Origin of the sequence: Microcoleus sp. OTE_8_concoct_300 (assembly GCF_031383065.1) — a bacterium.
Classification (GTDB): domain Bacteria; phylum Cyanobacteriota; class Cyanobacteriia; order Cyanobacteriales; family Microcoleaceae; genus Microcoleus.
Window position 1 is genome coordinate 1 of record NZ_JANMZH010000347.1, and the last position, 26324, is coordinate 26324.

General features: G+C 46.0%; 26 protein-coding genes. 11 read left to right on the forward strand and 15 right to left on the reverse strand.

All coding sequences use genetic code 11. The features are described from left to right. Nucleotides 1–121 precede the first annotated feature (121 nt). Nucleotides 122–1090, reverse strand: a complete 969-nt coding sequence (queG, locus tag ACUVJL_RS15675; RefSeq protein ID WP_445246690.1) for a tRNA epoxyqueuosine(34) reductase QueG — start codon at nucleotides 1088–1090, stop codon at nucleotides 122–124. Between the two features lie 209 nt (nucleotides 1091–1299). Here queG and ACUVJL_RS15680 point away from each other — a divergent pair, with 209 nt between their 5' ends. Both ACUVJL_RS15680 and ACUVJL_RS15685 read left to right on the forward strand, forming a co-directional pair. Beyond that, nucleotides 1300–2262, forward strand: a complete 963-nt coding sequence (locus ACUVJL_RS15680; RefSeq protein WP_445246691.1) for an orange carotenoid protein N-terminal domain-containing protein — start codon at nucleotides 1300–1302, stop codon at nucleotides 2260–2262. Between the two features lie 329 nt (nucleotides 2263–2591). Beyond that, entirely contained in the window at nucleotides 2592–3026 is a 435-nt protein-coding gene (locus ACUVJL_RS15685; RefSeq protein ID WP_445246692.1) for a nuclear transport factor 2 family protein, read from the forward strand. A 476-nt stretch (nucleotides 3027–3502) separates the two neighbouring features. Here ACUVJL_RS15685 and ACUVJL_RS15690 read toward each other — a convergent pair whose 3' ends face one another. The 3 genes from ACUVJL_RS15690 to rsmH all read right to left on the reverse strand — a co-directional run bounded on the left by ACUVJL_RS15690 (nucleotide 3503) and on the right by rsmH (nucleotide 7566). Then, nucleotides 3503–3925, reverse strand: coding sequence for an ATP-binding protein (locus ACUVJL_RS15690; RefSeq protein ID WP_006633914.1), 423 nt, complete (start codon nucleotides 3923–3925; stop codon nucleotides 3503–3505). A gap of 498 nt (nucleotides 3926–4423) precedes the next feature. After that, nucleotides 4424–6097, reverse strand: a complete 1674-nt coding sequence (locus ACUVJL_RS15695) for a SpoIIE family protein phosphatase (protein WP_445246693.1) — start codon at nucleotides 6095–6097, stop codon at nucleotides 4424–4426. Between the two features lie 566 nt (nucleotides 6098–6663). Then, nucleotides 6664–7566, reverse strand: a complete 903-nt coding sequence (gene rsmH / locus ACUVJL_RS15700; RefSeq protein WP_445246694.1) for a 16S rRNA (cytosine(1402)-N(4))-methyltransferase RsmH — start codon at nucleotides 7564–7566, stop codon at nucleotides 6664–6666. A gap of 57 nt (nucleotides 7567–7623) precedes the next feature. Here rsmH and ACUVJL_RS15705 point away from each other — a divergent pair, with 57 nt between their 5' ends. Together ACUVJL_RS15705 and ACUVJL_RS15710 are read left to right on the forward strand one after the other, a co-directional pair. Then, nucleotides 7624–8808, forward strand: a complete 1185-nt coding sequence (locus ACUVJL_RS15705) for an NAD(P)H-quinone oxidoreductase subunit H (protein WP_445246695.1) — start codon at nucleotides 7624–7626, stop codon at nucleotides 8806–8808. A gap of 230 nt (nucleotides 8809–9038) precedes the next feature. Then, complete coding sequence (locus ACUVJL_RS15710) at nucleotides 9039–10295, forward strand: class I SAM-dependent methyltransferase (RefSeq protein ID WP_445246696.1); 1257 nt, start codon at nucleotides 9039–9041, stop codon at nucleotides 10293–10295. Between the two features lie 51 nt (nucleotides 10296–10346). Here ACUVJL_RS15710 and ACUVJL_RS15715 read toward each other — a convergent pair whose 3' ends face one another. From ACUVJL_RS15715 to ACUVJL_RS15745, 7 genes are all read right to left on the reverse strand, one after another. Further along, on the reverse strand, nucleotides 10347–10994 hold the full coding sequence (locus ACUVJL_RS15715) for a hypothetical protein (protein WP_445246697.1): 648 nt from the start codon (nucleotides 10992–10994) through the stop codon (nucleotides 10347–10349). Between the two features lie 140 nt (nucleotides 10995–11134). After that, nucleotides 11135–11647, reverse strand: coding sequence for a deaminase domain-containing protein (locus ACUVJL_RS15720; protein WP_445246698.1), 513 nt, complete (start codon nucleotides 11645–11647; stop codon nucleotides 11135–11137). A 99-nt stretch (nucleotides 11648–11746) separates the two neighbouring features. Continuing rightward, nucleotides 11747–12880: a DNA cytosine methyltransferase gene (locus tag ACUVJL_RS15725; protein WP_445246699.1), complete on the reverse strand. Its 1134-nt coding sequence runs from the start codon at nucleotides 12878–12880 to the stop codon at nucleotides 11747–11749. A 118-nt stretch (nucleotides 12881–12998) separates the two neighbouring features. Beyond that, complete coding sequence (locus ACUVJL_RS15730; RefSeq protein ID WP_445246700.1) at nucleotides 12999–13748, reverse strand: Uma2 family endonuclease; 750 nt, start codon at nucleotides 13746–13748, stop codon at nucleotides 12999–13001. 273 nt (nucleotides 13749–14021) lie between these two features. Next, entirely contained in the window at nucleotides 14022–15299 is a 1278-nt protein-coding gene (gene hisS, locus ACUVJL_RS15735) for a histidine--tRNA ligase (protein ID WP_445246701.1), read from the reverse strand. Nucleotides 15300–15502: 203 nt separating this feature from the next. Beyond that, the gene (locus ACUVJL_RS15740; protein ID WP_445246714.1) at nucleotides 15503–15784 is read right to left on the reverse strand and encodes a hypothetical protein; all 282 of its coding nucleotides are present in this window, start codon (nucleotides 15782–15784) and stop codon (nucleotides 15503–15505) included. Nucleotides 15785–15818: 34 nt separating this feature from the next. Further along, complete coding sequence (locus tag ACUVJL_RS15745; protein ID WP_445246702.1) at nucleotides 15819–16094, reverse strand: helix-turn-helix domain-containing protein; 276 nt, start codon at nucleotides 16092–16094, stop codon at nucleotides 15819–15821. Nucleotides 16095–16105: 11 nt separating this feature from the next. On the opposite strand from ACUVJL_RS15745, the gene ACUVJL_RS15750 reads away from it, so the two are divergent. Both ACUVJL_RS15750 and ACUVJL_RS15755 read left to right on the forward strand, forming a co-directional pair. Then, nucleotides 16106–16300: a hypothetical protein gene (locus tag ACUVJL_RS15750; RefSeq protein ID WP_445246703.1), complete on the forward strand. Its 195-nt coding sequence runs from the start codon at nucleotides 16106–16108 to the stop codon at nucleotides 16298–16300. A gap of 241 nt (nucleotides 16301–16541) precedes the next feature. Continuing rightward, nucleotides 16542–17519, forward strand: coding sequence for a carbohydrate kinase family protein (locus tag ACUVJL_RS15755; RefSeq protein ID WP_445246704.1), 978 nt, complete (start codon nucleotides 16542–16544; stop codon nucleotides 17517–17519). 362 nt (nucleotides 17520–17881) lie between these two features. Here the strand turns inward: ACUVJL_RS15755 and ACUVJL_RS15760 are convergent, their stop codons facing one another. The 4 genes from ACUVJL_RS15760 to ACUVJL_RS15775 form a co-directional block, all read right to left on the reverse strand. After that, a complete protein-coding gene (locus ACUVJL_RS15760; protein WP_445246705.1) occupies nucleotides 17882–18370 on the reverse strand; it encodes a gluconokinase in 489 nt (162 codons plus the stop codon). 222 nt (nucleotides 18371–18592) lie between these two features. Then, the gene (locus ACUVJL_RS15765; protein ID WP_445246706.1) at nucleotides 18593–19354 is read right to left on the reverse strand and encodes an HIRAN domain-containing protein; all 762 of its coding nucleotides are present in this window, start codon (nucleotides 19352–19354) and stop codon (nucleotides 18593–18595) included. After that, nucleotides 19351–20259, reverse strand: coding sequence for a hypothetical protein (locus ACUVJL_RS15770; RefSeq protein ID WP_445246707.1), 909 nt, complete (start codon nucleotides 20257–20259; stop codon nucleotides 19351–19353). Before ACUVJL_RS15770 ends, ACUVJL_RS15765 begins: the two co-directional genes overlap by 4 nt. Nucleotides 20260–20293: 34 nt before the next feature. Next, nucleotides 20294–21616 (reverse strand): 3-isopropylmalate dehydratase large subunit, encoded by a 1323-nt coding sequence (locus ACUVJL_RS15775; RefSeq protein ID WP_445246708.1) that lies wholly within the window; start codon nucleotides 21614–21616, stop codon nucleotides 20294–20296. A 421-nt stretch (nucleotides 21617–22037) separates the two neighbouring features. On the opposite strand from ACUVJL_RS15775, the gene ACUVJL_RS15780 reads away from it, so the two are divergent. From ACUVJL_RS15780 to ACUVJL_RS15800, 5 genes are all read left to right on the forward strand, one after another. Next, nucleotides 22038–22742: a response regulator transcription factor gene (locus tag ACUVJL_RS15780; protein ID WP_445246709.1), complete on the forward strand. Its 705-nt coding sequence runs from the start codon at nucleotides 22038–22040 to the stop codon at nucleotides 22740–22742. 203 nt (nucleotides 22743–22945) lie between these two features. Continuing rightward, complete coding sequence (locus ACUVJL_RS15785; protein WP_445246710.1) at nucleotides 22946–23869, forward strand: hypothetical protein; 924 nt, start codon at nucleotides 22946–22948, stop codon at nucleotides 23867–23869. A 49-nt stretch (nucleotides 23870–23918) separates the two neighbouring features. Further along, complete coding sequence (locus ACUVJL_RS15790; protein ID WP_445246711.1) at nucleotides 23919–24389, forward strand: hypothetical protein; 471 nt, start codon at nucleotides 23919–23921, stop codon at nucleotides 24387–24389. 174 nt (nucleotides 24390–24563) lie between these two features. Then, entirely contained in the window at nucleotides 24564–25844 is a 1281-nt protein-coding gene (locus tag ACUVJL_RS15795) for a S8 family serine peptidase (RefSeq protein WP_445246712.1), read from the forward strand. 172 nt (nucleotides 25845–26016) lie between these two features. Next, nucleotides 26017–26244, forward strand: coding sequence for a hypothetical protein (locus ACUVJL_RS15800; RefSeq protein ID WP_445246713.1), 228 nt, complete (start codon nucleotides 26017–26019; stop codon nucleotides 26242–26244). Nucleotides 26245–26324: the final 80 nt, after the last annotated feature.

Here is a 26324-nt window from a genome sequence, read left to right on the forward strand (position 1 = left end):
TACTAATGACTATTGACTAATGACTAATGACTAATGACTAATGACTAATGACTAATGACTAATGACTAATGACTAATGACTAATGACTAATGACTAATGACTAATGACTAATGACTAATGACTAATGACTATTGATTTGATTGGCTCTTGCATTTCGCCGCAGCATTTCGGGTTTTATGCGCCGCAGCGCCGAAGCTGTAAATCTGCGGTTCCATTCTTCGTCGGAGATGTCGGCTAATTCTGCAAGTGTCGGCGCTATATTTTCAGGATAAGGCTCAAAGTCTGCAACATCAGTTGGTTTAGCAAATCGCTGATTCCAAGGACAAACATCCTGACAAATATCGCAACCTGCTACCCAACCTTGTAATTTAGATGCAATTTCGTGGGGCAATTTTTCGGCTCGATTCTCGATCGTGTGATAAGCTATACATCGATCGGCATTCACCACAAAAGGCTCAGTAATTGCCCCGGTCGGACAGGCCTCAATGCAGCGAGTACAAGTACCGCAATGCTGCGTATGGGACTCATCGGGTGCTAACTCCAAATTAGTCAAGATTTCGCCCAAAAACACCCAAGAACCGTATTCGCGCGAAATTACATTACCATTTTTGGCAATCCAGCCAATCCCGGCTCGCTGGGCCCACATTTTATCCTGAATCGGCCCGGTATCAGCATAATACCGTGCTTCAATTCCCTCGCCTTGCGATCGCAGCCAATTTGCTAAAACCTTCAGTTTTTTGTGCAGAATTTTGTGGTAATCTCGTCCCCAGCCATAGCGAGAGATTTTAGCATATTCGACCCCTGGCTCGACCCTCCCCTCCAAAGGGGGATTCGGGGGGCGTTGGTGAGCCGTGTAGTAGTTGATGGCGACACATATTAAGGACTGCACCTCTGGCATCACCAATTGAATATCCTGCCGCTTTGGGTTTGCCATCCATGCCATATCCGCCTGATAACCCTTCTCCAGCCAAGCCTGCAATCGTTGTTTTTCTAGATCGAAATCTGCGTCTTTTGAGGCTATCCCGACTTTGTGAAATCCCAACTCTAGGGCTTTTTGCTTAATGCGATCGCTATTAATTGATTTTTTCATCGGGTAAGGAACTATAGCACAATTTGCCCTATAAGTCTAGTAATTTTCAGATTAATTTGGGGACATAATAGATAATACTTCGACAATCTTTATATTTATAAATTTGAACTCCCAAATGTCAAAAATGTCACATAATTTAGTTAAAGGAGAATTCGATTCGCAAATTCAAGTACGCAAGTAAAACCGACAGCGAATCCCACAGCATACACATGGCAGTTAGTATCCAATCAGCTCAATCTATTTTCTCGAACACCGAGATTGCGAGCGTTGTTCCGGCTACCACGGAAGCGTTCTACAAACTCAGCGTTGAAGACCAACTGGCACTGCTCTGGTATGCCTACACCGAAATGGGTGTTTCCATCACCGCAGCCGCCCCAGGAGTAGCCAGCATGGCGCTTGTCGAAGGCATCCTGGGCGAAATTAAGCAGATGTCGCCTGCCGATCAAAGCAAAACCATGTACGACCTGGCTAGCAACGCTGACACCACAATCGGCCGGATCTACACATCCTTGCGCGTCAACACCAAACTCGGTTTCTGGTACGAGTTGGGACAGTTGATGAAACAAGGCGTTGTCGCTCCCATCCCCGCTGGCTATCAAATGTCTCCCGAAGCCACCCAAGTCCTTGAAACCATCAAGAAACTCGATCCGGGTCAGCAAATTACCGTACTTCGCAACACCGTAGTTCACATGGGCTACGACCCAGATTTCAGCCAAGAGTACGGCAAACGCTCGGCCCCCCGCAGCACTCCCACCGCTGTAGAAGAGCGGGTGAAAACCAAAATTGAGGGTATCAGCGAGCAGACTGTCCTCAACTACATCGACTACATGAACGCCTTCGACTTCACCCCAGCCGTCGGTTTATTTGCCCAAGAAGGTGCGCTGCAACCACCTTTCCAAAAGCCGATTGTGGGTCGCGAAGCCATCCTCAACTATATGCGGGAAGAATGCGTCGGACTCAAAATGATGCCGCAGCAAGGCGTGTCCGAACCCGCAGAAGATGGCTACCGCCAAGTGAAAGTCACCGGCAAAGTCGAAACTCCCTGGTTCGGATCGAATATGGGCATGAATATTGCGTGGCGGTTTTTGCTCGATCCCCAAGGTCAAATTTTCTTTGTGGCGATCGACTTGTTGGCATCTCCTAAGGAATTGCTCAATTTGATGCGCAAATAGAATATTCTGGTTCGGTCTGTCAAACAGGCTTGCCCAGAAACCCAGACACCTGCAGGTGTCTGGGTTTCTACCATTAAAGATTAAAGATTAAAGAATTGAAGAATTGGGAATGACTGATGACTACGAGGGGTTGTGGCTTCCCTACAGTTGCATTTTTTTTGAAATTAGTATTGATTGGGGTCGATCGCTCTTAAAGCTGCGCTCGACGCTCTCGGGTTCCTCCTTTTTTCGGAGAATTATTTTCCAGACCCTACTTATATCTTTTGAGGGATTTGCTGGGACAAAGAGAATGATTACAGTATACTCATTCATCTTAAATCACTTGTTTTATGACCACAACAACTCGACCTATTATAACTAGCTCTATAAAGATTGCAGGCATCACAAAGCCAACAATACTGCGATATTTTGAAACTTTAAACGCGGGCGATTTTGACGCTACGGCTAATTTATTTGCTTTGGACGGGGTTCTGCACGCGCCGTTTGAAGCTCCAATTATGGGCAGCATCTCGATCGCTACTTATCTAAAAACAGAAGCCCGAGGAATGCGGCTCGAACCGCAGCAAGGTGTCAGCCAAATTTTAGAAGATGGCAATGTAGAAGTTCAGGTCAGCGGCCGGGTGCAAACTTCCGCCTTTGGTATTAATGTCGCATGGCTGTTCTTGCTCAATTCTGACCAAAAACTCCTTTCTGTCACCGTCAAACTGTTAGCTTCTCCCCAAGAATTGCTAAATCTGCGGTCGCAGAAGAACTTTGATGTTTAATAAGCTGTTTCAGATTTAAATTGCCTATTTGGGTTTGACCTGTCGATCGCACGTAATGGCTAAAGTCAATCGATTTTAGATTTTAGATTTTAGATTATCGAATTGAAGCCTTGACCCCACGGATAAATTCGGGGGGCAAGTTTCATCTGATACAGGTTTTTTATTTCTGGACGGATGAATCCGGGGGCTGGTATCCTGGATGCTTTCGGTCATGCGATGGACAGGTTGCTCGGCTTTTTATAGCAAGAATGAGGCAGAAACCGGGTTTTTTATCCAAATCTCTGGTGAAGTGCGGCTAACGGTATAAAGATCCCGTTTATGCGGTATTTGTGCGATCGGGCCTGTACCCCTACAATCTTACAGTCTCAAGCGAGAGGGACGACACTGCAAGAAAAAGTGGCTGTCACCGCACCGTGCGACAGACAGCCTCATCGAGTCTAAAAGTGCATTGTCAATGACTAATGACTAATGACTAATTAAGATTTTTCCGGCAAACTTGCTTCCAACTTCAGACAGTTGCGACCGTCTATTTGCAAAGTGTAGTCCACCCGATCCATAAGTCTGCTCATAATCAGCCAGCCGTAGCCGCTTTCCTGTTTAGCTTCCGGTCTCGGTGGATTGTAAGTATCCATTTCGTAACCTTTACCGTAATCCCAAATTTCTAAACCAATATCCCTATTTTTTAAATTCAAGCGAATTAACACGGGCAAATTGGGTTGATCTTTGTGAGCATGGCGGATCACGTTAGAATAGGCTTCTGCTAACACCAAGCGCAAACGATTCGACTGACGCGGCCAATCGACGTGCTCTCCTAGCTCTACTTCCAAACTGCTCAGCAACCAATTTTCAACAATTGTTAAAAACCGCAAGTCGCTTGGCACATGAAGCTCAGTATTCATAAAAAAATCCCGTAAGTTTGAAAACCCTGTGTCTTGACACCAGGTATAAAACACGAAGTGCCGAATTGATTCGGCCTCAATACTTGTCGCTACTCGGGGGATACTAGCCTTTTCTGTTGAAAAATCAGGCATTCGTCATTCGGTAGAAGGCAGAAGTTAAGAGTATTGTTGAAAACTTTAGTTATGGGTCTAAAGCCCCTTAACAAGTGATAATTATACCGAGACTGCAAGCAGCGAAGTATAAAAAATCTTTGTTTCAATCCCTGACTTTTAAGTGTTGGTTTTTGCTGACGAATGCCTTCTACTTTAAACCTTTACAGGTGTTTAATCCCCCAGGAAAGCGATTCAGGAAACTAGCGGAGCGCGATCGCGGGCTAGGTTTTTTACTGTTGACTATAAGGCAGTCCTTTGCGGGACTACTCTGTGGGCCGTCAACAACCAGGGCTTCAGTTTTTTCTGCTCTCACCCCCGACTATGGGCCGGGAGTCGCTGACAGATTCAGAGAACCTCCAGAGAGAGTATGGTTTGGTCGTCTTCCTGAACGGGATTGTCAGCTCTGATATGAGCCAACAAATTGTCCAAGTTGAAGGAACCAGGTTCCTGAATCAAGAGTTGCCAAAGCCCTTCTTGTTGTAGCATAGAACGGGTTTGTTCACCCCCAGGGACCGCTTCAGTGGTCACGCTAGCTTCAGTAATCCCGTCACTGGTTAGCAGAAATACATCTCCTGACTTTAATTCGATCGTACCTGCTTTGCCTCTCCAAACTGGTAGTATCCCCAAGGGAATGCCACGAGCTTTCAGGAAATTCGGCTCGGCTGGCGTTTTACCGCTAGCGGCTTGAGCTTTCACCTCCGAGTGTGACCAAACGATCGGGTAAATGTGACCAGCATTAGCAAAGGCGAGGTGTCCCGTTGACGGAGTGTAACGAGCAACAACCATTGTAATAAAATGGTTGTTGCCGATCAGGTCGTCAGACATACTGCTATTCATATTGTGCATAACTCGATCGGGTTCGGGAGAAACTTCTTGGGAAAGTTCCCGTCGCATCACCGAAATCGCGCTGGCCATAAATAGAGCAGCCGGAACTCCCTTACCCGAAACATCTCCCACCGCTATCCAAATATCCCCTTGGGAGTGGACGTAGACTTCAAAAAAGTCGCCGCCAACTTCCCGCGCGGGATAGCAGCAAGCTTGCACCCTGACTGTTTCAAAATCCGGCCAACTTTGGCGCAACAAGTTTGTTTGGATTTGGCGAGCCACTTCCAACTCGTTTTGCATCTGCTTGGCTAAATCCAGAGTGCGCTGGTATAGCTTAGCTTGAGACAGGGCGAGAGCAGCTTGAGCTGCTACACCTTCTATTAACTCTATATCTTCTGCCGACCAAGGGTTATTGCCGCCAATCTGGCACAAAGCCAGTACAGCCAGCAATTCTTGCTGGTAAGTCAGGGGCACGGCAATCTCAACCGATTTACCGTCCCCCCCACTGTTTGGGTTCACTTGAGTTTGGCGGCTGGCTACGGCTTGAACCAGCAAATTTTCATCAAAAGAAAAGTGAATGGTCTCGTCGGTTTGGGCTTGGTAGGGGAAGGTACTTGGCAATAGTCGATCGGTCTCTACCGGCCGCAGCATACAATAGTTGGCTTCAAAAGTTTGGCCTACGGTTTGAACAATAGTTTGTACCATACTAGAGTAATCTAGCGACCCGCGAATCACGCTCATTACCTCATTGAACAGAGATTCTTTGCGCAAAGCGCGGCGCAATGCAACGCTGCGCTGCTTGTAGTATTTGTAAGTTTCTGAGGCTTGATTGATCACCAATTTGAGTTCTTCTGGATTCCACGGTTTGGTGATGTATTTAAAGACTTGACCTGAGTTGATGGCCTCGACCAAATCTTCAACATCTGTGTATCCCGTTAGCAGAATCCGAATCGTATCGGGAAATCGCTCGACTGTTTTCCCCAAAAACTCAGTGCCATTCATTTCTGGCATTCGCTGGTCAGATATAATCACCGCCATCTCGCCCTGTTGGTCTAGAACTTCCAGGGCGCTGAGGGCGCTATCTGCTTTGTAAACTTGAAAGTCGCGTCGAAACGTCCGGTACAATAAATCCAAGTTGTCGGGTTCGTCATCGACTACCATCAGTTTCAGCTTGCTTCCATCTCCCCGACTCATCTTTCTTCCCCCTTGAAAACCCCCACCCTAGCTGTACTCAGCAAGGTGGCGGGAGGAAAAGGGGGGCTGGATATATGCAACATATCAGTTACGTCAAGTTGAGTTAAAGAAACCCGTTTCACCTCAAGGTGAGCATTCCTTTCGCACCATCTGTTCGCAGAACAGATGAGAGGCTTTCGATACTGTAACCCGCCTCGGTAGGCCGCTTCAATAGGGAAAATTCCCCAGTGAGCTTTCGCGCTTTGATACGAGTAACGACCGTGTTAGCAGTCGGTACTTTTCTCAACACACCAGCCTTCCAAATGACTAATTAATGCTCTGATTGCAGAGTTATTAACTAGCTGCATAATGTCCTCGGTGTGAATTTTAACACTTACTACTAACCCCGGTATTGCTACCTGAGTGTGGTCAAAATCGGCTGAATTTCAAGCCCCACTATACCCGGAGGGTTAGCGGTGGGTTGTTGGCGCTATTCCCTACACCTGTGCCGAATCGCACGCTTATTGCTGCATTCAAGTCCCCCTAATCTCTGAACTTTTTGCAGCAAGCATATTACTACTGCCGAATCAAGCTACTCTTTCTGCCAGTCTGAGCTTAGCAGAACGAGAGCGGGGATTTCTAGCTACTTCTTCGGATTGTGGCACGATCGGCTTTTTTGTAAGTACCTGTAAACTGGGTGTTCCTCTGAGTTGGTGCTTGACGGGTCGGTCTTCCAGGCTGTGAAATGTAATGATTCCGATTCTGCCACCGGGTTTTAACCACCTTGGGGCAAGGTTTAGGAAAGTTTCTAAAGACGACAGTTCGGAGTTGACGGCTATCCTTAAAGCTTGGAAAGTGCGGGTGGCCGGATGGATTCTGCCGTTGCGCTGCTTGGGAGGGAAGGATCGGGCGATCGCCCCAGCGAGTTCTGTTGTAGTTTGAAAAGGACGGCTTTGTACAATCTGCCTCGCGATGCGCCGCGACAGTCGCTCTTCACCGTATTTGTAAATAATATCTGCTAGTTTAACTTCTTCCCAGTGATTGATAATCTCTTCTGCCGTCAAAGATTGCTGCTGGTTCATACGCATATCTAGTTGAGCTGGGTGGCGAAAACTAAATCCTCGTTCCGGTGTATCGAACTGAGCCGAGCTGACGCCCAAGTCTGCTATGATACCATCAAATTCCGCATCTGGGGAGTTGTATTCCGCAAAGTTGCCGTGCCAAAACTCAACGGGCGAGTTGGCAAATCGGGTTTGGCAAAAACGGATGGCTTGTTCGTCGCGGTCGATCGCCATTACTGTAACATCGGCCGCCGCCGCTAAAATCAAACTCGTGTGTCCGCCGCCCCCAAGCGTCGCGTCCAAATAGCGGCCGCCTGGACGCACAGCCAAACCCGCAATTAACTCGCTTCCCAAAACTGGAACGTGATAGGTGTCAAGACTGACATCCGATCCAAGGGTCTCCTTTTCAGAGAGCTCGATATCCTTCATAATCATAAAAGCCAACCAAAAATCAACAATAGCTAGTAATCATTAATTCATTTAATTATGTCAAGAATTGAGACTAGAACCGAACCGATGGTGCTCAACATGGGGCCGCACCACCCATCCATGCACGGGGTACTCCGGCTAATCGTCACCCTAGACGGGGAAGATGTGGTGGACTGCGAGCCTGTTTTGGGGTATCTGCACCGCGGGATGGAAAAAATCGCCGAAAATCGCACCAACGTGATGTACGTGCCCTACGTAAGCCGCTGGGACTATGCGGAGGGGATGTTTAACGAAGCGGTGACAGTAAATGCACCGGAAAAGTTGGCGAATATTGCTGTCCCCAAACGGGCGAGTTACATTCGGGTAATCATGCTGGAGTTGAACCGGATTGCTAACCATTTGTTGTGGTTGGGGCCGTTTTTGGCGGACGTGGGGGCGCAAACTCCTTTTTTCTATACTATGCGCGATCGCGAACCAATTCTCGACTTGTGGGAAGCCGCTACAGGTTATCGCATGGTGAATAATAACTATTTCCGCATTGGCGGAGTCGCCGCAGATTTGCCCTACGGTTGGGTAGATAAGTGCCAAGATTTCTGCGATTATTTGCTTCCCAAAATTGACGAGTACGAACGTTTAATTACCAACAATCCAATCTTCCGCCGCCGGATTGAAGGGCTGGGTACTATTTCTCGCGAAGAAGCGATTAACTGGGGACTGTCTGGTCCGATGTTGCGCGCTTCCGGCGTTAAGTGGGATTTGCGGAAAGTTGACCATTACGAATGTTATGACGACTTCGACTGGGAAGTTTGTACCGAAGCTGCTGGCGATTGTTTAGCCCGGTATGTGGTGCGGATTCGGGAGATGCGCGAGTCGGTTAAGATTCTCAATCAAGCCTTGAAAGGACTCCCCGGTGGATCTTACGAGAATTTGGAAGCGAAGCGCTTAGAAAGCGGGCCAAAATCTGAATGGAATGGTTTTGACTATCAGTTTATTGGCAAAAAAGTTGCGCCGACTTTTAAGATTCCCAAGGGCGAACATTATGTCCGCGTTGAAAGCGGCAAGGGTGAGTTAGGGATTTATATTATCGGGGATGATAATGTGTTCCCTTGGCGCTGGAAGATTCGGACTGGGGATTTTAATAATTTGCAGATTTTGCCTCACATTGTTCGCGGCGTGAAGATTGCGGATTTGGTGGCGATTTTGGGGAGTATCGACATTATTATGGGTTCGGTTGATAGGTAGGTTTGGTCGGTTTTTATCTGATAATTTAACCCGGTTTTTTTGTGGAACCGGGTTAAATTTTTTAAACCGCAGATGAACGCGGATAAACGCGGATGGATTGCTATTAACGTCGCTAAAAAATACCTTATTTCTCTCTACTCTCTTCCTCTGTGTCCTCTGCGCCCTCTGCGGTTAATAAAAAAAATCTCTCCTTCACAAATGAAACAACATCAACTTTGATTCGATAAATTATGAAAGTTCAGCAATCAGATATCAATGACAGCAACTGGGAACTCTGCAATTTAATCTGCGAAAGAATTGCGACAACTCCGCAGCAGCGAATTACTTTTGCTGAATATATGAATTTGGCATTATATCATCCGCAGCACGGTTATTACAATAGCGATCGCCCGTCGATCGGCAAACAAGGCGATTTTATCACGTCGCCTCATTGGAGTCCTGATTTTGCGGAGGTTTTGGCAGAACAGTTTGTGGAAATGTGGCAAATTCTCCTTAGCGGAGCCCTCGAAGAGGATCGCCCTTTCAATTTCGCGATCATAGAAATGGGCGCTGGGCGGGGAACTTTCGCCGAAAATGTGCTGCAATATTTGCAACGGCAACATCCCGACTTATTTAAAAGTTTAACATACATAATTGTTGAAATTTCGCCAAGACTTCAAGCGGAACAACGCCAAAGATTAAGTGATATCAAGTGTGTTAAGTGGTGTAATTGGGATGAGATAGTTAATAATTCAATAGTCGGTTGTTTCTTTTCTAACGAGTTAGTGGATGCTTTGCCCGTGCATCAATTCATTCTGGAAGAAGGGCAAGTTAGGGAGATTTACGTTGCCGCACAAACCCCAAAAAATGAACAAAAAGAGATAAAATTTGTTGAAGTAATTGGCGAACTTTCCACGCCTAAAATTGCCAAATATTTGGATTTGGTAAGCATCGATTTGTCGGCGAGTATTTATGGGGATGGTTATCGCAGTGAGGTGAATTTGGCGGCTTTGGACTGGATGAGTACAGTTGCTCAAAAGTTGCAGCGGGGATATTTGTTAACTATTGATTACGGTTATCCGGCGCACCGCTATTACAATCCGAGGCGCAGGGAGGGGACGCTACAGTGTTATTATCTGCACCGCTATCACAATAATCCTTATATTAATGTGGGGCGGCAGGATTTAACGGCTCATGTTAATTTTACGGCGCTGGAAAGGCAGGGTGAATTGTGCGGTTTGGATGTGGTAGGGTTTACTCAGCAGGCTTTGTTTTTGATGGCGTTGGGTTTGGGCGATCGTATTGCTTCTCTGTCTACAAATGATGCGGAAGCATTGGATTTGGCAACGTTTTTGCGCCGACGGGAGGCTTTGCATCAGTTGATCGATCCGATGGGTTTGGGGGGTTTTGGGGTTTTGGTGCAGTCGAAGGGGTTGAGGGAGGAGGAAAAAGTGCGTGAAACTAAGCTATCCCGTAGGGAATCGCTCAAAGGTTTCACGGTGCCTTAAGTTAACTAGAATCAGCAACACGCACTCTTTTCCAATTACTTTTGTCATAACTTAAGCGCACTGACTCAGTGGCGGAAATTCCCATTTTCCAGAATATAAAGTAGATGGCAGCTTTAAACAATAGGCAGCAGGAATCACCTCGATCAACCACCAATTAAACATATCTCGTTGAGCCGCAGCAAAACCCGAAATAGCATCTCCGGTAATGGCATCATACAAAATATCCAAGATGGCATTGTAGGCTGTTTTGGTGTTGAGTGTTTGCAGCAAGCCGTAGAAGATATTATAAGCTTCGTCAGTAGCTTGATACTTTCCAATTTTGTTGATATTAGGAAACAAGGTATCTGCCCAAGTTTCTGGGATTTCACAACTATCCTTCAGCCAACAAGATACAATTCCTTCAACGATATCAGCTTTGTGTTCTTCAGGAAAGTAATGTTTAATAGTCGGTTTAGCTGCTAATGCTATTCCATAAGCCATATAGACGTATCGCTGATGGGATATTGGATCATTAGGCATTCCAAAGGCTGTCATTACTTCTACAAAAGCTTCTTCTACATTGCACTTTCCACCTCGTTCGTATAAATCACGATACTTTCTGTCCCAAACCGTGTGAAGTGTTTGCTGTAATTGGTCTGGAATATCTGAGTTGCTGGGCAACTTAAAATCCGTGTAATGACCTATATCAAACTCGATCATTGACTTTCCCTCTTTATGTATTTTCCTTAATCATAAACCAAGATTCAGTTAATTTTAAACTTCATATCACCTCAATTTTACCTTGGGTACAGAAGCCAGTAAAGCTCTGATAGGCTCTACTGGCTGTCTATCCTGTATGTCTACGGATATGGACGTTCGTAGAAGATAATTACTTTAATATTCTGGAACCTCATGTTAAAGTCCTCATCACAAGTAATGTTGCAGCCAGAACACATATCTCTCTCAGTGTAGAGGTAGAGTATTCCTTCTACCTCCAAAGAAACATCATCTCTTTCCAAGTCTTCTGCAAGTGCATTGAAAATCTTGTACTCAGCGTGGTGTTCATTGTAAAAGGATTTTTGTCTATCAATCCTTGCCTCAAAAAACAACTTTGGCCCATCCTCTTTACCAGGAATATTTAGAGGGTCTGGCTTGCTGGTAGCTTCTTTGCTATAAAAAAGGCCAGTTTCTAGTTCTAGTTTTGCAGCAGCAGCATTACCAAGACGGGGTTTTCTAATATAGAACGCTCGAACATCTTGAGCCTTAGTCCGCAGTTCCTCTACCATATCCCGATGGCCATCAGGTATGTCTTGGGGATACTCGTAATGAGGTGTGTTTCTAGAGGGGTTTCCTGTAGTTAAGTTTTTTGTCACGCGATTAATTTTTTCTAAAAATATAATTTTATATATAAGCTGACTTAGACATAAGCTTAAAGCCTCGTCTGACTCAGGTATTTTAATTATACCCCACTTTCAAATTAACTGCAAACTCTGCTCTGACACCTCTAATTCAGCCCATTTTAATCGTTCCTGAATAGACATCCCCTGCAACTTTTTACTCATTTCATATAAATCAACTTGGGGATAATCCCCCTTAAATAGCGGGATTAAAGCCTCAACAACAGCAGCGATTCCCTGCGGCGGCACTGCATTGCCAATCTGCCGCCGCACTTCTGTCGTAGAACCTTCAAAAACAAAATCATCGGGGAATGTTTGCAATCTTGCCCTTTCACGATTTGTCAAAGAACGCGGTTCTAAATAATGATAACCCCAAGTCCCGCCACCTCCACCCGCAATAATTGTCGATGATGGTTTATCTGGATGAATTCGCCGATAAACGTGACTGATCATGCCTTTGACATAGTACGGACTATCCTTGGGAATATCCGAAAAATTCCCTCCCGGTTTAATTCGATTTAAAATTTCAACGGTGCGGGTCTGAATTTTATGATGTTTGTTATTGTCAAGAACTGCTTCGACATTTTTGAGTGCTTCGCCCGCAGTTCGATAAGGTTTTTTGCGATTTTGACCGTATTCTGGCTGAGGATGCACAAAGTTAAATCCTGTATCCATCCGAATGCCAACTAATAACACTCTTTGGCGAAATTGGGGAACTCCGTAATCAGCGAAGTTATAGAGTTTAGGTTTAACTAAGTAGCCTGGTGCTATACTTTCAAAGTCAGAAATTATTTGTTTTATTGCTTGATAATTATTTGCACTTAATAAACCTTTGACATTTTCTGCTACAAAAGCTTTGGGCTTTTTTTTGTTGACAAAATCGAGAAAGTATGTATATAAATTGCCTCTGGTTCCTTCAAGTCCGGGGCGCTTCCAAATCAGGGAGAAATCTTGACAGGGGAATCCTCCTATACATATTTCAGCTTCGGGAACTTGTGCAATGTCTATATTTTCTATGCTGTCGTTGATGATGACATCAGCAATGTTTCTGCTGAATGTTTTGCAGGCGTATGGATTGGAGTCGATCGCCCAAACTACTTTAAACCCGGCTTTGTGGAAGGGCAAGTCCATGCCGCCGCAACCTGAAAACAATGATATCAGTTGCGGTTTTTTTTCCCAATTTATGGGATCTAGACGTTCAATTAACATAGGACTGTAACCTGAGGCAATAGCGGGAAGGATGCCCGCGACACAAGAGTGTGATTATACCAAATAGTCGTAAGGCGCGCACGGATCACCTTACTAACACTCTATTTCTTTTCATGTTTCACTCTTCGTCATCTAATTCGATTCCCGCTTGACGCAATTTTTCAGCCAATCTTTCAGCGCGGAGTCGTTCGCGATCGGCTCGTTCTTCCGACCAAAGCAACAACTCGCCTTCTGCATCCCACCACCTCAACCAACAGCCTGTCCTTCCTTCGTGCGTTCCTTCCCAAATACCTAAAAATAGGTTTAATCCCGGTATCCAATAACGTCCGTTTTCATCAGGTTTTTGGAAGTTGTAGTGCTCTGATTCTAAAGCGTAAACTTCTAAATGAGCTGTTTTGGCTCGGAATATGACGTATCGGGGGACTTTGATTACTTGCTCGTAAAAATACCACTTTCCCACCCGCGAGGTAAATTCAACGGAGTATTCTTCTCCATAGGTTTCTGAAAGAAATTCCATCACGATTTGGGGGATGGTTCCTTCTGTGTGCGGGGTGTAACTGCGGCGGACTTGCGAGACATTTTTGGGATTGACGGGTTTCACGTACATCCAATCTGGTGCTTTGCAGATAATACGCTGTTCGTCGCTGCTTGAACCTGGAAAACTTATGCCGGCACAAATGGCAAAGTTGGAAACAATTAAGGCATCCTGCATTAATTCGGGAAATGCTGTTAGCGGCTGGCGCAAAGCGGCGGCTAATAATGGTTGGCTTTCGTCTTCTACGGGGTCGTCTGGTAGTTGGAAATCTTCTGGTAGTAGCGGCCAGGTGATTGTGAGTTTTGTTTGGGGGTTTTTAGTTGTTACAGACATAGTTTATCAGAGGTTAAATGTTTTAATGTTTAAATTATATCTTTTGGTTTTTGGGATTCATGTTAATGGCTTAATGACGAGGCCGAGGCTTTGGATATGCGTTACCGGGCAGAGCCAATTAGTAACGACTTAAGGCGACAGTCCGCCAGGGGTTGAAACCCCTGGCTAATAGCTAAAGTCCTCTTAAGAGGACTGAGAAGAAGACTGTTAAAATAATTAGTCCTCTGAGCGAGGACTTTAGCTTTGAGGCAGGGAATTCATTCCCTGCCGGACTTAATATGCAGCTATGATTTTCTGCTGTAGCTCGTTTGTCATTGCTAGTAGTTCCGATTGCCCGATCGCACTTTGTTCACCACTCGCCAACCACTTCAATTGTACCGTCTCGTTTTCAGCTTCCGCATCTCCCAAAACTAAACACGCAACTGCACCGCTTCTGTCGGCTCTTTTAAACTGTTTCCCGAAAGCACTAGCGCTCAAATCTATCTCTACACTAAACCCGGCAATTCGCAATTTTTGAGCTAACAATACCGATTGCTGTTCTGCTTTTTCGCCCCTGGATACCAAATAAAAATCCAACTTGGGCGCGGGCAAAGGTTGCAACTTTTGCAACAGGATAATCAACCTTTCGATACCCATTGCCCAACCGACGGCCGCCGTATCAGGGCCGCCCAATTCCTTTACTAAACCGTCGTAGCGGCCGCCTCCGCAAACTGTTGCTTGCGCTCCCAAATCGTCGGAGATAATTTCAAATGCGGTGTAGGTATAGTAATCTAAGCCGCGCACTAATCTGGGATTTAACTGATAGCTAATTCCTAAATTTTTGAGCATAAGCTGCACTTGCTCGAAGTGATCTCGCGATTCCTCTCCCAAATATTCTAAAATGCTCGGCGCACCAGCTACAATTTCTTGAGTGCGCTGATTTTTGCTGTCCAATATCCGCAGCGGGTTTCGAGTCAAGCGGTCTTGAGAATCCGCGTCTAATTCGTCTTTGTACGGTGTAAAATAATCGATCAAAGCTTGTCGGTAATTTTGTCGGTCTTGCTTATTTCCGACCGAATTAATATCGAGGCGCAAATTTTTTAAACCGAGGGTTTGCAGGATGTCGCAGGCGATCGCAATTACTTCGACATCCGCACGGGGATTCGCACTCCCCAAGACTTCCACGCCAATTTGATTGAACTGCCGCTGTCTTCCTTCTTGCGTGCGTTCGTAGCGAAACATCGGCCCCGCATACCACAGACGCTGCACGTCTCCCGCCGCGTACAAACTGTTTTGAATAAAAGCTCGGACTACTCCGGCGGTGCCTTCTGGACGCAAAGTAGTCGATCGATCGCCCTTATCCTTAAAAGTGTACATTTCCTTACCCACAACATCGGTAGCTTCGCCGATGCCGCGTTCAAATAAAGATGTCTGTTCAAAAATTGGCGTCCGAATTTCTCGATAAGCCGCTTTTTTCAAAATTGTTCTAGCGACTTCTTCTATATTTTGCCAGTATTGAATTTCAGCGGGCAAAATATCCCGCGTTCCGGGTAAAGTTTTAATTGCACTCATTTTGTTAGTTATTGGTCATTAGTCATTGGTCATTAATCATTGGTGGTTGGTCATTAATCATTAATCATTGGTCATTGGTATTAAAGTAACTGGTATGAAAGTTGTTAGCAAATAGCCTTTTAACTAAGCAGCTCATAACTTCTGTATTCGTTAGTTTTGTGTCCTTAACTCTTAGCTAATGACTAATAACTGCTGACGAATGACTAATGACTTAATAATTCCCAAACTCCGTAACGATCGCCATAATAAGCCAAAATGCGATCGACTAGCTCGCGACCTGCCAAATCGAACCCTTCAGGATACTGTATCCACAAACCCCCAATTTGGCTGTCGCTGTAATCAAACCGCTGCGACTGCTGCGGAATTAAACCAGTTTGCACCCCTTCAACTTGACGCAAATGAACCGCCACTTCGCGATACACCGCCAACGGCAATCCAGGGCATTGAATTTGATAGCGGAGTTGTTTTTCTTGTGCCGTTTGCATCATTTCTTTGCCTGTCCCCAACCAGATCCCCTACTTAAGATACTTCTTTATCCATCGGCCCCGGTAGAGGGCAGCAGTTAATATTGTCCAAACATACCTTCCCCCACTGCAACGCCCAGCGCACCAGGGTAACTCGATTGTCAGCGCGCGTCTTGTTCAAGATATTGCTAATGTGGTTGTCAACTGTACGCTTGCTAATCTCTAACTTTTCGGCTATTTTCTCATTAGTCAATCCCGCCGCTACTAACTCTACCACTTGCAATTCTCTGTCCGACAGGGTGACAGGGGTACCAGAGACGATCCCGCTCATAAATTTTTCCTATGTCTGCATATTTACCTATCTACAATTCTAGAGGATTAGGGATGAAGTATGAAGAGAAAATTAAATTTGCTGTGCTACTGTTTCGGGCCCGAAGCAGCAACTCGCTTGCAGAATCGCAAAAAGTGCAAACTCAGCGCCGACACAGCATGACCCGCAACGACTTGCACTGCTGGCACCGTTCCGGTGGCGCGTGATCCCCCCTTTACCTGCGCGCATCTGACATCCGGGCCAAAGCCGCAGATGTTTTTAGGTAAAACAACTGATACGCCCGCACTGCACTTGTGCGTTGAGCGAGTAACTGCCAGTATCAGTAAGTCTGATATTATAGGAGCAGCCATTAAAAAATAGCTTGCAATTTTTCTGGGATGGGTTAAAAATAATTGTTGACCTGTCTACTGCTGGTCTAAAATCTAAAATCTAAAATCTAAAATAGATATGACTTATCCTCGCGTTCTGTGTCTGGGTGAAATCTTATTTGATTGTTTAGCAGACAAACCAGGAGTATCTCTCGAAGAGGTAGAATCTTGGACTGCATATCCCGGCGGTGCTCCTGCTAATGTTGCCTGTGCTTTGGCTAAATTGGGGACGGCGGCGGGATTTATCGGTGCTGTAGGTGGGGATGAATTGGGGAATTCCCTAGTGCAGGTATTGCAAGAAGTAGGGGTTGATACCGCTGGAGTGCAGCACCATCCAAGTGCGCCGACGCGGCAAGTTTATGTTTTGCGGAATGAAGCGGGCGATCGAACTTTTGCTGGTTTTGGCGAATTTCATACTGCGGATTTTGCCGACACCCACCTCCTCGCTGCACAACTACCTGAGGTGCTGTTTGAAAATGCCGAATTTTTAGTGCTAGGCACTTTAGAATTAGCTTATCCTGAAAGTCGAGAGGCGATCGCCCGAGCGATCGAGCTAGCAGAACAGTATGACCTGAAAATTATACTTGACATCAATTGGCGTCCCGTGTTTTGGCCAAATCCAGACGAAGCAAAAGCGCACATTAGAAAACTCTTAAAAAAAGTTGATTTTGTCAAGTTATCTGACGAAGAAGCCGAATGGTTGTTTGACACTACCGACGCTGGAGCTATTACCTACCGCCTCGATTCCGTAGAAGGCGTTTTGGTGACTGCGGGCGAGAAAGGTTGCACCTATTGTATCTCGGAAAATGAAGGAAAAATCCCCGCCTTTAAGGTAGATGTTGAGGATACAACAGGTGCCGGCGACGGGTTTCTGGCTGGTTTTGTCAGCCAATTGTGCAAGGTGGGAATTAAGAGTTTAGCCACTCCAGAAATCACAAAAAAAGTTGTAACTTATGCGAGTGCGGTAGGTTCGATGACAGCGATGAAACCGGGTGCAATTGCGGCTCAACCAACCGCCGCTGAAGTAGAAGCTTTCTTGTATTTGTACAAAAATTAGCACGCCAAACCTCTCCCCCGGCAACGGAGAGGGGGCTAAATTTGGTTCAGAAACCCCGTTGCTCCGAAAAAAATAACTCTTATACAAATCCGCGTTAAAAACCCTCGATAAGACTCGGCGATTAAAATCGCTACTATACAAACTCTCGCCCTAGTTAAGAGGGACTAAGAAATAAACTGGTATAGCCTTTTTCAGTAACATGAGGTACTATCTGGCATAGGGCATGGGGCATGGGGCAAACAGGGCATGGGGCATGGGGCAAACAGGGCATTGGGGATTGGCCCGCGCAGGGCATACCTCACCTCGCTTGAGAGCTGCTATATTTAAGCCCGATTTAGTATTAGAGGTTTTATTTGGGGCAATTAACCGCACATCAGATGATTTTTAATTTGGCGCACGATTAACTCTAGTGGCTGCGAAGCATCTATGATAATTGCATCTTCTGGTTCTTCGAGAGTTTCTAACTGACTTAACAGCAAGTCTGCTTTCATGTAGTGATTTTCGCGACTTGTTAACCGGGCTGCCAATACCTCAAAAGAACATTTCAGATAAACTATTTTCATCCGCTGTTGGTCGCGGCAGAGCATTTCGCGGTAAGATGCTTTTAAAGCAGAACAAGCCAACACAACATTTTTATTTTCCAACAGCCACCTGTCTATTGCAGCTTGCAATTGTAACAGCCAAGGAAGGCGGTCCGCATCTTCTAAAGGAATGCCCCGACTCATTTTCTCGATATTAGCGGATTGGTGAAAATCGTCGGCATCGCTGAAATCCCAATTGAGAGATTGCGCCAGCAACTGGCCAACTGTAGTTTTGCCTGAACCGGAGACTCCCATCACGATCGTAATCATGGCGCCTATTTACCGAATACTTGCAATTTGATCGAGTTGTGCGATCGAGAAACCGGGTTTCTTAAGTTGCCCGATGAATCATACAATTATAAACTATTCAACAAACCCAGTGTCTTTCTAATTCTAGAGCAATTTTATTCCCGAGTGGGTCTAATGCATTCACAATAATTAACTTGGGTTCTTCCGTAAGTTTGTGATGAGAATTTTACTTCTTGTTGCTGATTATCCGATCGCACTTGCAGCTAAAACATCACTGCTAACCGGCTGGTACATCGGACTGGAGAAGGGGCGAAAGTCTCGCCCATCGGCGGTCATCTTGCACAGCAAGCGGAACTGTAGCGGCGTTGGGGGTTGATTGAGGCGATCGACTTCTACGCGAACCAATTCTCGATGCTGCGAGATAACTTGAAAAAAATCCCCGCAAAGATAGCGCGGACAATAGCCTACAATCCAGCGATCTTCAGTACACAGAAGCAAAGCAGAGGAATCGTGCGGATTTTGAAATTCGTGGGCTAAATACAAAAGTTCGCCCACTTGAAGCCCATTAATCCGTTCAATTGCCGGCGTGGGAAGGTGTCGCAGTCCCTGTGCAAAAAAATGGATGCGGTAACGTCCATTTTCATCCGGTTCGGGACAGGGGAATACCTCAAATTTATCAGTTACCCGTTTCCCTCCGCTGCGGGCCAATAAAGCAATTGGGTCATCTTCGTGTTGAGGGATATTCAACCACTCTACAAATTCAGGGTAGTCAGGGCGCGATCGCGGCCGCACTCGATTAGAAAACAAGGGAAACAGTTTCTGTGAAGTGTAAACCTTATTGAAATCAGGGAAAGATGGCAAGGGTTCAAACCTGCACTTATCTTTAGCTTCTAGAACACCATTTGTATAATTGAACTGGTATTCTTTACCGTTAAATGTCAATCGACCAATCGGAAACCAAGAACCGCTGCCCGGGTCTTGCCAAGCCAAAAATAGTGTTTTCAAAGCAAATCTCCTGTCAATTCAAGTAGCCTTTCTCTGTTATATTTAAGTATTTTTTGGGAAAACTCAATCGTAATTTGTGAAATGCGATCGCGCGGTATCCGGTTAAAAATGGCTAGCGTATCATTAGCTGAAATCCTCGCAAGGCAATTGAGCCAAATTAGGGCTGCTTGGGGATAGTATAGCGCTGCGGAGCGGAATGCCTCAAAAGTCTTGAGAGGCTTTGGTCTATTATCGCTAGGATATAACTGAGAAGAGCATCTTTTTGCATAAGCTTGGACAGAATAGCCAGTATCTTTTGTAATCAATCTCTTTTGCCGTTCTTCATCAGATATCCGCACTCCCAAACTAGAGGCATGGTCGTGAGTTGGTGCTAGATATCTGGCCATATTTAAAGTAGGATAACTTTCGGGTTTATCTAATACACCCCAATTCTCTGAGTGACGGTCTGTATTGCCAATCCAGGCATCTAATAGCAAATATCCGACAAAAGTTTCTACTGCTGTTTCTATCCCGACTGGCGGAACCCAATCGAGGGGCAAATTAACAGAATTGTCTGCGATCGCATTCAACACAATATCAACTTTGTGCGGTGCGTTCGCAGACAAAACTTGATTCCCAGGAATGAAACTGCCACCATCTGGCAAAAATGATGGTGAGACAGTTCCGCGTTGACTTCTCCAAGTTGCCAGTTCATATTGAGCATGGGGCAGTCCGAGCAATTTGCACAACTCGGCTGCAATTTTTTCTGCCCAATCTTCACCTGTATTCGGTCGAGACTGTTTGTACAAGCAGCGACCAAATTCTGAGTGAGGGAACCAGAATTTGTTCTTAGTTCCCATTTGTTCTTCTTCAGATAGATCGTAATCTGATTCTGGAACAACAATAACCGGAAACTCATCAGCCATTTTTGCAAATTTAGAGAATGCTAAAAGACACTTTCTAGCATAAGAATTCTCGCGGATCGGTGACATACCCAGTCAGCGCAGAAGCCGCCGCCGTGTAAGGCGAAGCTAGATAAACTTGCGCTTCTTTATTCCCCATCCGACCGGGGAAATTGCGGTTAGTTGTAGACACGCAAATTTCCGGTTCGTTCATCCGCCCGAAAGTATCTTTCGGGCCACCCAAACAAGCGGCGCAAGAAGGCGCTGCGGGTTCGATGCAGCCTGCTGCTAAGAAGATTTCCGAAAGCGTTTGACCCTCGTATTTTGTGACAAACAAATCTTCGTAAACTTTCTGAGTTGCTGGTACTAAATAAGTCGGAACTTTGACTTGGTATCCTTTGAGAATGCGGGCGGCATTCAGAAAGTCGGAGGTTTTGCCCCCGGTGCAGGAACCGATGTAAACTCGATCGATTTTGACATCGCTGCAGTTGCGGGCTAAGTCGCGGTTGTCGGGGGAGTGCGGTTTGGCGACGACTGGTTCTAATTTGGTGACATCGTAGGTGCGATCGCTGTAAAATGTAGCATCCCCATCGCTGTAAAATGAATCGAAGGGTTTGTCAGTCCGAGAAGTAACGTAATCAAACGTAGTTTTGTCGGGCGCAACCGTGCCGTTTTTGCCACCAGCTTCAATCACCATATTGCACAGCGTCATCCGTTCTTCCATCGTCAAACGCTCAACTGTATCGCCGGCAAATTCCATTGTCCGGTAGTTAGCACCGGCAACGCTAATATCACCAATAATCTGCAAAATCAGGTCTTTTGCTAACAAATAATCCGGCAGTTCGCCGTTGAGTACAAAGCGCATGGTTGCGGGAACTTTGATTAAGAGTTTGCCGGTTCCCATGATAAAAGCCGCGTCTGTATTGCCGATACCGGTGGCAAATTGTCCGAAAGCGCCGGCATTGCAGGTGTGGGAATCTGTGCCGAAGAGCACTTCGCCGGGCCGGGTGTGCCCTTCTTGTGCTAGGGCGATGTGGCAAACTCCTTTGTAGTCGGGATTTGCTTTGAAGTCCGATCGATCCGTGATGTCGTAGAAGTATTTTATCCCTTGTTCCCGTGCAAAATCGCGGAGAATATCGACATTACGGTTAGCGCGTTCGTCGTTGGTGAAAATGTAGTGGTCGGGAATTAGGACGATTTTGTCTGGGTTCCAGACTTTAGCATTCTCACCGAATTCGCGTTTGAAAACGCCGATGGTGCCGGGCCCGCAGACATCGTGGGTCATCAGTACGTCTGTGTCTACCCAAATGTTTTCTCCGGGCTCAACTTTAGTGCGGCCTGATGCTTTGGCTAAGATTTTTTCGGTCAGGGTCATTCCCATAGTTCGATCGCTCTTTTTTATTTGATGCTACATAGTGTATTGTAAGCGAAACATCGCCTGATGTTGACAGGTAATTTATCAACTAAACATTTTCTTCAATCTTAAATCTCAAATCTCAAATCGATTGACTGTCACTTTCTTTTTCGCCGAGCGCTAATCTCTACAATAGCCTCTACTGCCATTAACACATAAATAAAAATTCTGCCAGTCCCTCGATTAAGTGACTGGTAACTAACAGCTAGTGAGTGTTATTCGTTAGTTATTACTTAAGAAAAGCAACTTAAATTAGGGACTCTCCAAAAGTCTCAGAGTGCATTTCTACAGTTGTATACCTTAATAAGAGTGAAATGAGCGAGAGTCGCGCACCGTAAGGCTATCTGGTTTCGCCATTCTCACCAGTATGGCAATGGAGATACTTCCCATGAATTCACAAAACCGTCAGGGCGCCGTTATTTTGACATCAGAAGGTATTGATAAATTCCCACCAGCCAAAACTGAGGCCAAAAGTTACGAAAATTGCTACGAACATTATACTCTCGAAGCTTTAGGCGATCGCACTGGCAAGGAGCTAGATACTTTAATTAAGGTAATAGCCAAACAAATCTTGGATCGGGTAGGGGCGATAGTTGTGGAGATTACAGGGGAGGTGCAATTCATGACTCAACGGGCAGAAGAAATTTTGAGCCAGTATTTTTTACCCCGCATCCCATATTCATTGCCAGAATCCTTACAACATTGGTTCAAGGAGCAGATGGCGCGACTCACATTCAACGGCGCTGATCCATCTCGCTGTTTACCCTTGCACATTCAACAAGCAGGAAGACAGTTGATCGTCCGTCTGATTCCAGATCCCATCAACCAGCAATATCTCTTGCTATTGGAGGAAAAAGAACTGCAATCATTCTCTATTTCCGCCCTGGAATCCCTAGGACTCACCAAACGCGAGGCCGAGGTTTTATTCTGGATTGCCAAAGATAAAAGCAATGCAGGAATCGCTAAAGTGCTCGGTTGCAGTGAAGGAACAGTGCGAAAACATCTGGAGCATCTTTACGGGAAACTCAATGTACAAACCCGGACGGCTGCTGTGATGGTTGCTCTGGAAAAGTTGGGGTTGGTCAACGGGTAATTTGTTGCAATCTCTTCATAATCCTATACGCGGATCGTCGTATTGTTGCCCGAGTTTATTTTGAGGATGATTAGATCAAAAGCTGTTATCCAGTTGGGAAAAGCAGCTTTCAAATACTCCAGGCCAACGTTGTTATCTAGAGTTATTGAACAACTTTAAGCTAACTTTCAGTTGGTTAAAACTACTCAAAAAAGAGGTTAATTATGTTACGAATTACTGCTGATGTATTTTCCGGAAGACCCGCTCCGGAGTGGATTATTACAGACGAGCAAGAAGCTCGAACTACGCTCAAAGAGATTGCCAAAAATCGCAGCATTGTAGCCGAGTCCGCCTCAGCAGAAGCTGGATTGGGGTTTCGCGGTTTCACCATTGAACCCCTCTCTGACGAGCTTGCCCAAGACTTTGAACTACCCGCTAGTATGTATATGGCTGCCGGTGCGAGTGCCACTAGCGCTAAAGCGAATGAGATTGCTGAGCGTTTAATCGGCTTAATGAGCAGTGCTGAATCCTCTCGAGAAGCATCGGCTTTAGGAGAAGAACTACCTTTAGATGAAATGTTGCAGAATTTCCTGCGACAACAACTGGAAACCAGTAGCCGACTTTCAGTCTCTGATGTTCGAGACTCATCACAGATGACGGTAGAAGCCTCAAGTGAACAGGCTGCTGCCTGCATTTATGATGCTTCGCCCTATAACCCCGGCTACTGGAACAACACCCCCCTAATCCGGCAGTATAACAACTGCTATAACTATGCGAGTAACAAGCGGACAGATACTTTTGCCCAACCAGGACGAGGATGTGGAAAAATCTACACCGCAATTAATTGCGTAGAAGTTACCAAAGCTTCCCTGTGTGACGGATTGCACAAACAGTTCAATTGTTTCCCCGCCTCTGAAGCCCCTCGCTATTTAGTAGCACTGGTTATCGCCCCTGGCCCGGGCGTTGTTGATTTCCACTGGTATCGCCAAATGAAAGAAGGATTTTGGGCTCACAAACCGGGCGGTACAGCGGTTCGGAATATAGATAACAGTGGCAAAGTCATCACTAACCCAGCTACCTGTAACAGGGGGCCTTACACCATCTTCTGCGGCTACTTTTACACTTGTAAGAGCCAAAAGATTAAATAGAATCTATAGCACTGCGGAATGTGGGTTCCCTACACTGAACAAAGAGACCATGCAACGGGTTAATTCATTCACAACAAATCCAGAAAGGATAATTGGCTTGGTTTTTTTAATTTTTTTGGTGACTTTGCTTGGATGTTCGGTCACGGCTTTAGGAGACAAAAAAATGCAAGTAGAAGTGGATATGTTTAGTGGCAGACCAAACCCACATTGGGAATTGACAGTGCCAGAATCTCAGGAATTTGCACGGCGGTTTCAATCATTATCGGCCCATAAAGGAGAAGGGTTTGTTAATGAAGGATTGGGGTATCGTGGTTTGATTGTTCGAGAAAGTGGTGAAGAGGTAGAGGGCGATCGGGACATTGTAATTTATCAGGGATTGGTCGTTGCTAAACGCCAGGACAAATCTCAACAGTTTACCGATCAAAACCGTGCTTTAGAAAAATGGCTAATCCAGACAGGAGAAGGACGGTTAGATGATGTACTCTACCATCAAATTAGCAAATTAGCCGAGCAAAAATAACAGAAATTCACTGTATGTGTAGGGTGCGCACTGCGCGCCTTACACCCACAGAGAGTGTAAAAAATGCTCGGGCAGTGTCAGTCCTAAATAAGTCGAGTCTGAATCAAAAACAGTATAGATTAATGTCAGGAAAACTGTCATTGATTTATAATAACACTCAAGAAGAGGCATTTTATGTCTGAACAACCTAGTTTTCCCATCCCAGAAACTGCCCCAGCCGATCGAACTACAGGGCGTTACATTATTACTTTCCGCGAAGATGCGGTGACAGAAGGGTTAGCCCTCCTAAGTAACCAAGCTGGCATCAGGGGACTGGCAAGCGCTGCCGATTTCCCCGAGTCTGCTCTAGACTTGAGTCAACTCGAAGCAGGAGGGGGAGCGGTGTTCCCAACTCTCGGTATGGCCGTCGTCTCCTTAGACGAAGGGGGTGCCAACAGCATCAGGACATCAGCGGGAGAGAATACTGCCATCTTGACGATCAAACCGGAGGGCATTTTCTACGCTATTGAGGAGGGATTGTCCCCAGAGTATTTGCGGGGCTATCGCGATGCGGTGGATAACCTGTACCAGAAAGCCACTACTGAGGATATAGAAACAATCCAGAAAAAAGAATGTTTTGCTGATGATATCCAGTTTACTTGGGGTCTGAAAGCAACGAAGGCGGACAAGTCTCTGTTGACTGGTAGCGGAATCAAAGTTGCTGTGTTGGATACGGGGATGGATCTATTGCATCCCGACTTCGCCGGCCGATCGATCGTGTCGCAGTCCTTCGTGCCTGGGGAGACTGTACAAGATACCAACAGTCATGGCACGCACTGCATTGGGACAGCGTGCGGGTTCCAGGATCTCAACGGCCGCAGGTACGGAATTGCTTACGAATCGACCATTTATGTCGGTAAAGTGTTGAGCAATTCAGGTTTTGGCGATGAGGGCTGGATTATCGCTGGGATGGAATGGGCGATCGCCAATGGGTGTCAAGTGATCTCGATGTCCTTAGGAAGCACAACTCCAACATCGTTTCCTACCTACGAAGATGCCGGTCTTCGGGCACTGAAAAATGGGTGTCTGATCGTGGCAGCCGCCGGCAATAACGGAGAAACCGGAGGAACCGTCGGACAACCAGCCAATAGCCCGTCGATTATGGCTGTTGGAGCGCTCGATCACTGCCTCGCAGTGGCTGACTTTTCGGCTAAAGCTGGCAAATTTCCAGGGGCTAAAGTCGATATCGCCGCTCCTGGAGTGGGAATATACTCATCAGTGCCTATGGAGCAACAGCGTTATGCTGCTTACAATGGCACTAGCATGGCTACACCGCACGTGGCTGGGCTCGCTGCCCTGTATGCCCAATCGACTGGTAAACGAGGTTCTCAACTTTGGCAATTGCTAACTTCTCGTGCTCGGCCACTAAAGTTGCCAAGTGCTCTTGTCGGAAGTGGCTTAGTACAAGCTCCGTAATCACTCCGGGCGATCGAACTTACGCACAGAGGCCCCGCGCATCCCCCTAAAAAAGGGGGACTTTCTAGTTCCCCCCTTTTTAAGGGGAGTAGGGGATAAGAAAGTGCTATCGGATTTTAGGTTTAATTAGGTTGACAATAGCTCAATGGATTTGGTGCAAAGGAGGCTGAAGATGTCTGAGGAAGAAGTAGAGTCGATCGTAGTAACTGTTGACGACCAAAACTTACCGATTATTCAATCTGTTGTCACGGGCTTAGAATCGGCGGGAATGAAAGTCGATCGGGTGCTACCTGTTACTGGCATTATTACTGGAGCAGTTTCTCAGTCAAAGCTAGAAGCACTAAGGCAGGTACCGGGTGTCGCTCATGTCGAGGTCGATCGAGAAATGCAGGCAATTTAAACTAAGGAATGAGAATTAAATAACTTCCACAAGTTTGTGGGATGGGCGTCCCGCCCGTCCAAAAAGGACGGGCGGGACGC

What these genes read in the sequence shown, in the direction of transcription:
- ACUVJL_RS15730 (WP_445246700.1), bottom strand. Translation starts at nt 13,748, where the DNA reads ATGTCTGTAACAACTAAAAACCCCCAAACAAAACTCACAATCACCTGG.
- ACUVJL_RS15800 (WP_445246713.1), top strand. Translation starts at nt 26,017, where the DNA reads ATGTCTGAGGAAGAAGTAGAGTCGATCGTAGTAACTGTTGACGACCAA.
- ACUVJL_RS15740 (WP_445246714.1), bottom strand. Translation starts at nt 15,784, where the DNA reads ATGCAAACGGCACAAGAAAAACAACTCCGCTATCAAATTCAATGCCCT.
- ACUVJL_RS15680 (WP_445246691.1), top strand. Translation starts at nt 1,300, where the DNA reads ATGGCAGTTAGTATCCAATCAGCTCAATCTATTTTCTCGAACACCGAG.
- ACUVJL_RS15715 (WP_445246697.1), bottom strand. Translation starts at nt 10,994, where the DNA reads ATGATCGAGTTTGATATAGGTCATTACACGGATTTTAAGTTGCCCAGC.
- ACUVJL_RS15710 (WP_445246696.1), top strand. Translation starts at nt 9,039, where the DNA reads ATGAAAGTTCAGCAATCAGATATCAATGACAGCAACTGGGAACTCTGC.
- ACUVJL_RS15725 (WP_445246699.1), bottom strand. Translation starts at nt 12,880, where the DNA reads ATGTTAATTGAACGTCTAGATCCCATAAATTGGGAAAAAAAACCGCAA.
- ACUVJL_RS15775 (WP_445246708.1), bottom strand. Translation starts at nt 21,616, where the DNA reads ATGGGAATGACCCTGACCGAAAAAATCTTAGCCAAAGCATCAGGCCGC.
- ACUVJL_RS15760 (WP_445246705.1), bottom strand. Translation starts at nt 18,370, where the DNA reads ATGATTACGATCGTGATGGGAGTCTCCGGTTCAGGCAAAACTACAGTT.
- ACUVJL_RS15685 (WP_445246692.1), top strand. Translation starts at nt 2,592, where the DNA reads ATGACCACAACAACTCGACCTATTATAACTAGCTCTATAAAGATTGCA.
- ACUVJL_RS15750 (WP_445246703.1), top strand. Translation starts at nt 16,106, where the DNA reads ATGTCTGCATATTTACCTATCTACAATTCTAGAGGATTAGGGATGAAG.
- ACUVJL_RS15705 (WP_445246695.1), top strand. Translation starts at nt 7,624, where the DNA reads ATGTCAAGAATTGAGACTAGAACCGAACCGATGGTGCTCAACATGGGG.
- ACUVJL_RS15785 (WP_445246710.1), top strand. Translation starts at nt 22,946, where the DNA reads ATGTTACGAATTACTGCTGATGTATTTTCCGGAAGACCCGCTCCGGAG.
- ACUVJL_RS15690 (WP_006633914.1), bottom strand. Translation starts at nt 3,925, where the DNA reads ATGAATACTGAGCTTCATGTGCCAAGCGACTTGCGGTTTTTAACAATT.
- hisS (WP_445246701.1), bottom strand. Translation starts at nt 15,299, where the DNA reads ATGAGTGCAATTAAAACTTTACCCGGAACGCGGGATATTTTGCCCGCT.
- ACUVJL_RS15790 (WP_445246711.1), top strand. Translation starts at nt 23,919, where the DNA reads ATGCAACGGGTTAATTCATTCACAACAAATCCAGAAAGGATAATTGGC.
- ACUVJL_RS15745 (WP_445246702.1), bottom strand. Translation starts at nt 16,094, where the DNA reads ATGAGCGGGATCGTCTCTGGTACCCCTGTCACCCTGTCGGACAGAGAA.
- ACUVJL_RS15695 (WP_445246693.1), bottom strand. Translation starts at nt 6,097, where the DNA reads ATGAGTCGGGGAGATGGAAGCAAGCTGAAACTGATGGTAGTCGATGAC.
- ACUVJL_RS15770 (WP_445246707.1), bottom strand. Translation starts at nt 20,259, where the DNA reads ATGGCTGATGAGTTTCCGGTTATTGTTGTTCCAGAATCAGATTACGAT.
- queG (WP_445246690.1), bottom strand. Translation starts at nt 1,090, where the DNA reads ATGAAAAAATCAATTAATAGCGATCGCATTAAGCAAAAAGCCCTAGAG.
- rsmH (WP_445246694.1), bottom strand. Translation starts at nt 7,566, where the DNA reads ATGAAGGATATCGAGCTCTCTGAAAAGGAGACCCTTGGATCGGATGTC.
- ACUVJL_RS15755 (WP_445246704.1), top strand. Translation starts at nt 16,542, where the DNA reads ATGACTTATCCTCGCGTTCTGTGTCTGGGTGAAATCTTATTTGATTGT.
- ACUVJL_RS15780 (WP_445246709.1), top strand. Translation starts at nt 22,038, where the DNA reads ATGAATTCACAAAACCGTCAGGGCGCCGTTATTTTGACATCAGAAGGT.
- ACUVJL_RS15795 (WP_445246712.1), top strand. Translation starts at nt 24,564, where the DNA reads ATGTCTGAACAACCTAGTTTTCCCATCCCAGAAACTGCCCCAGCCGAT.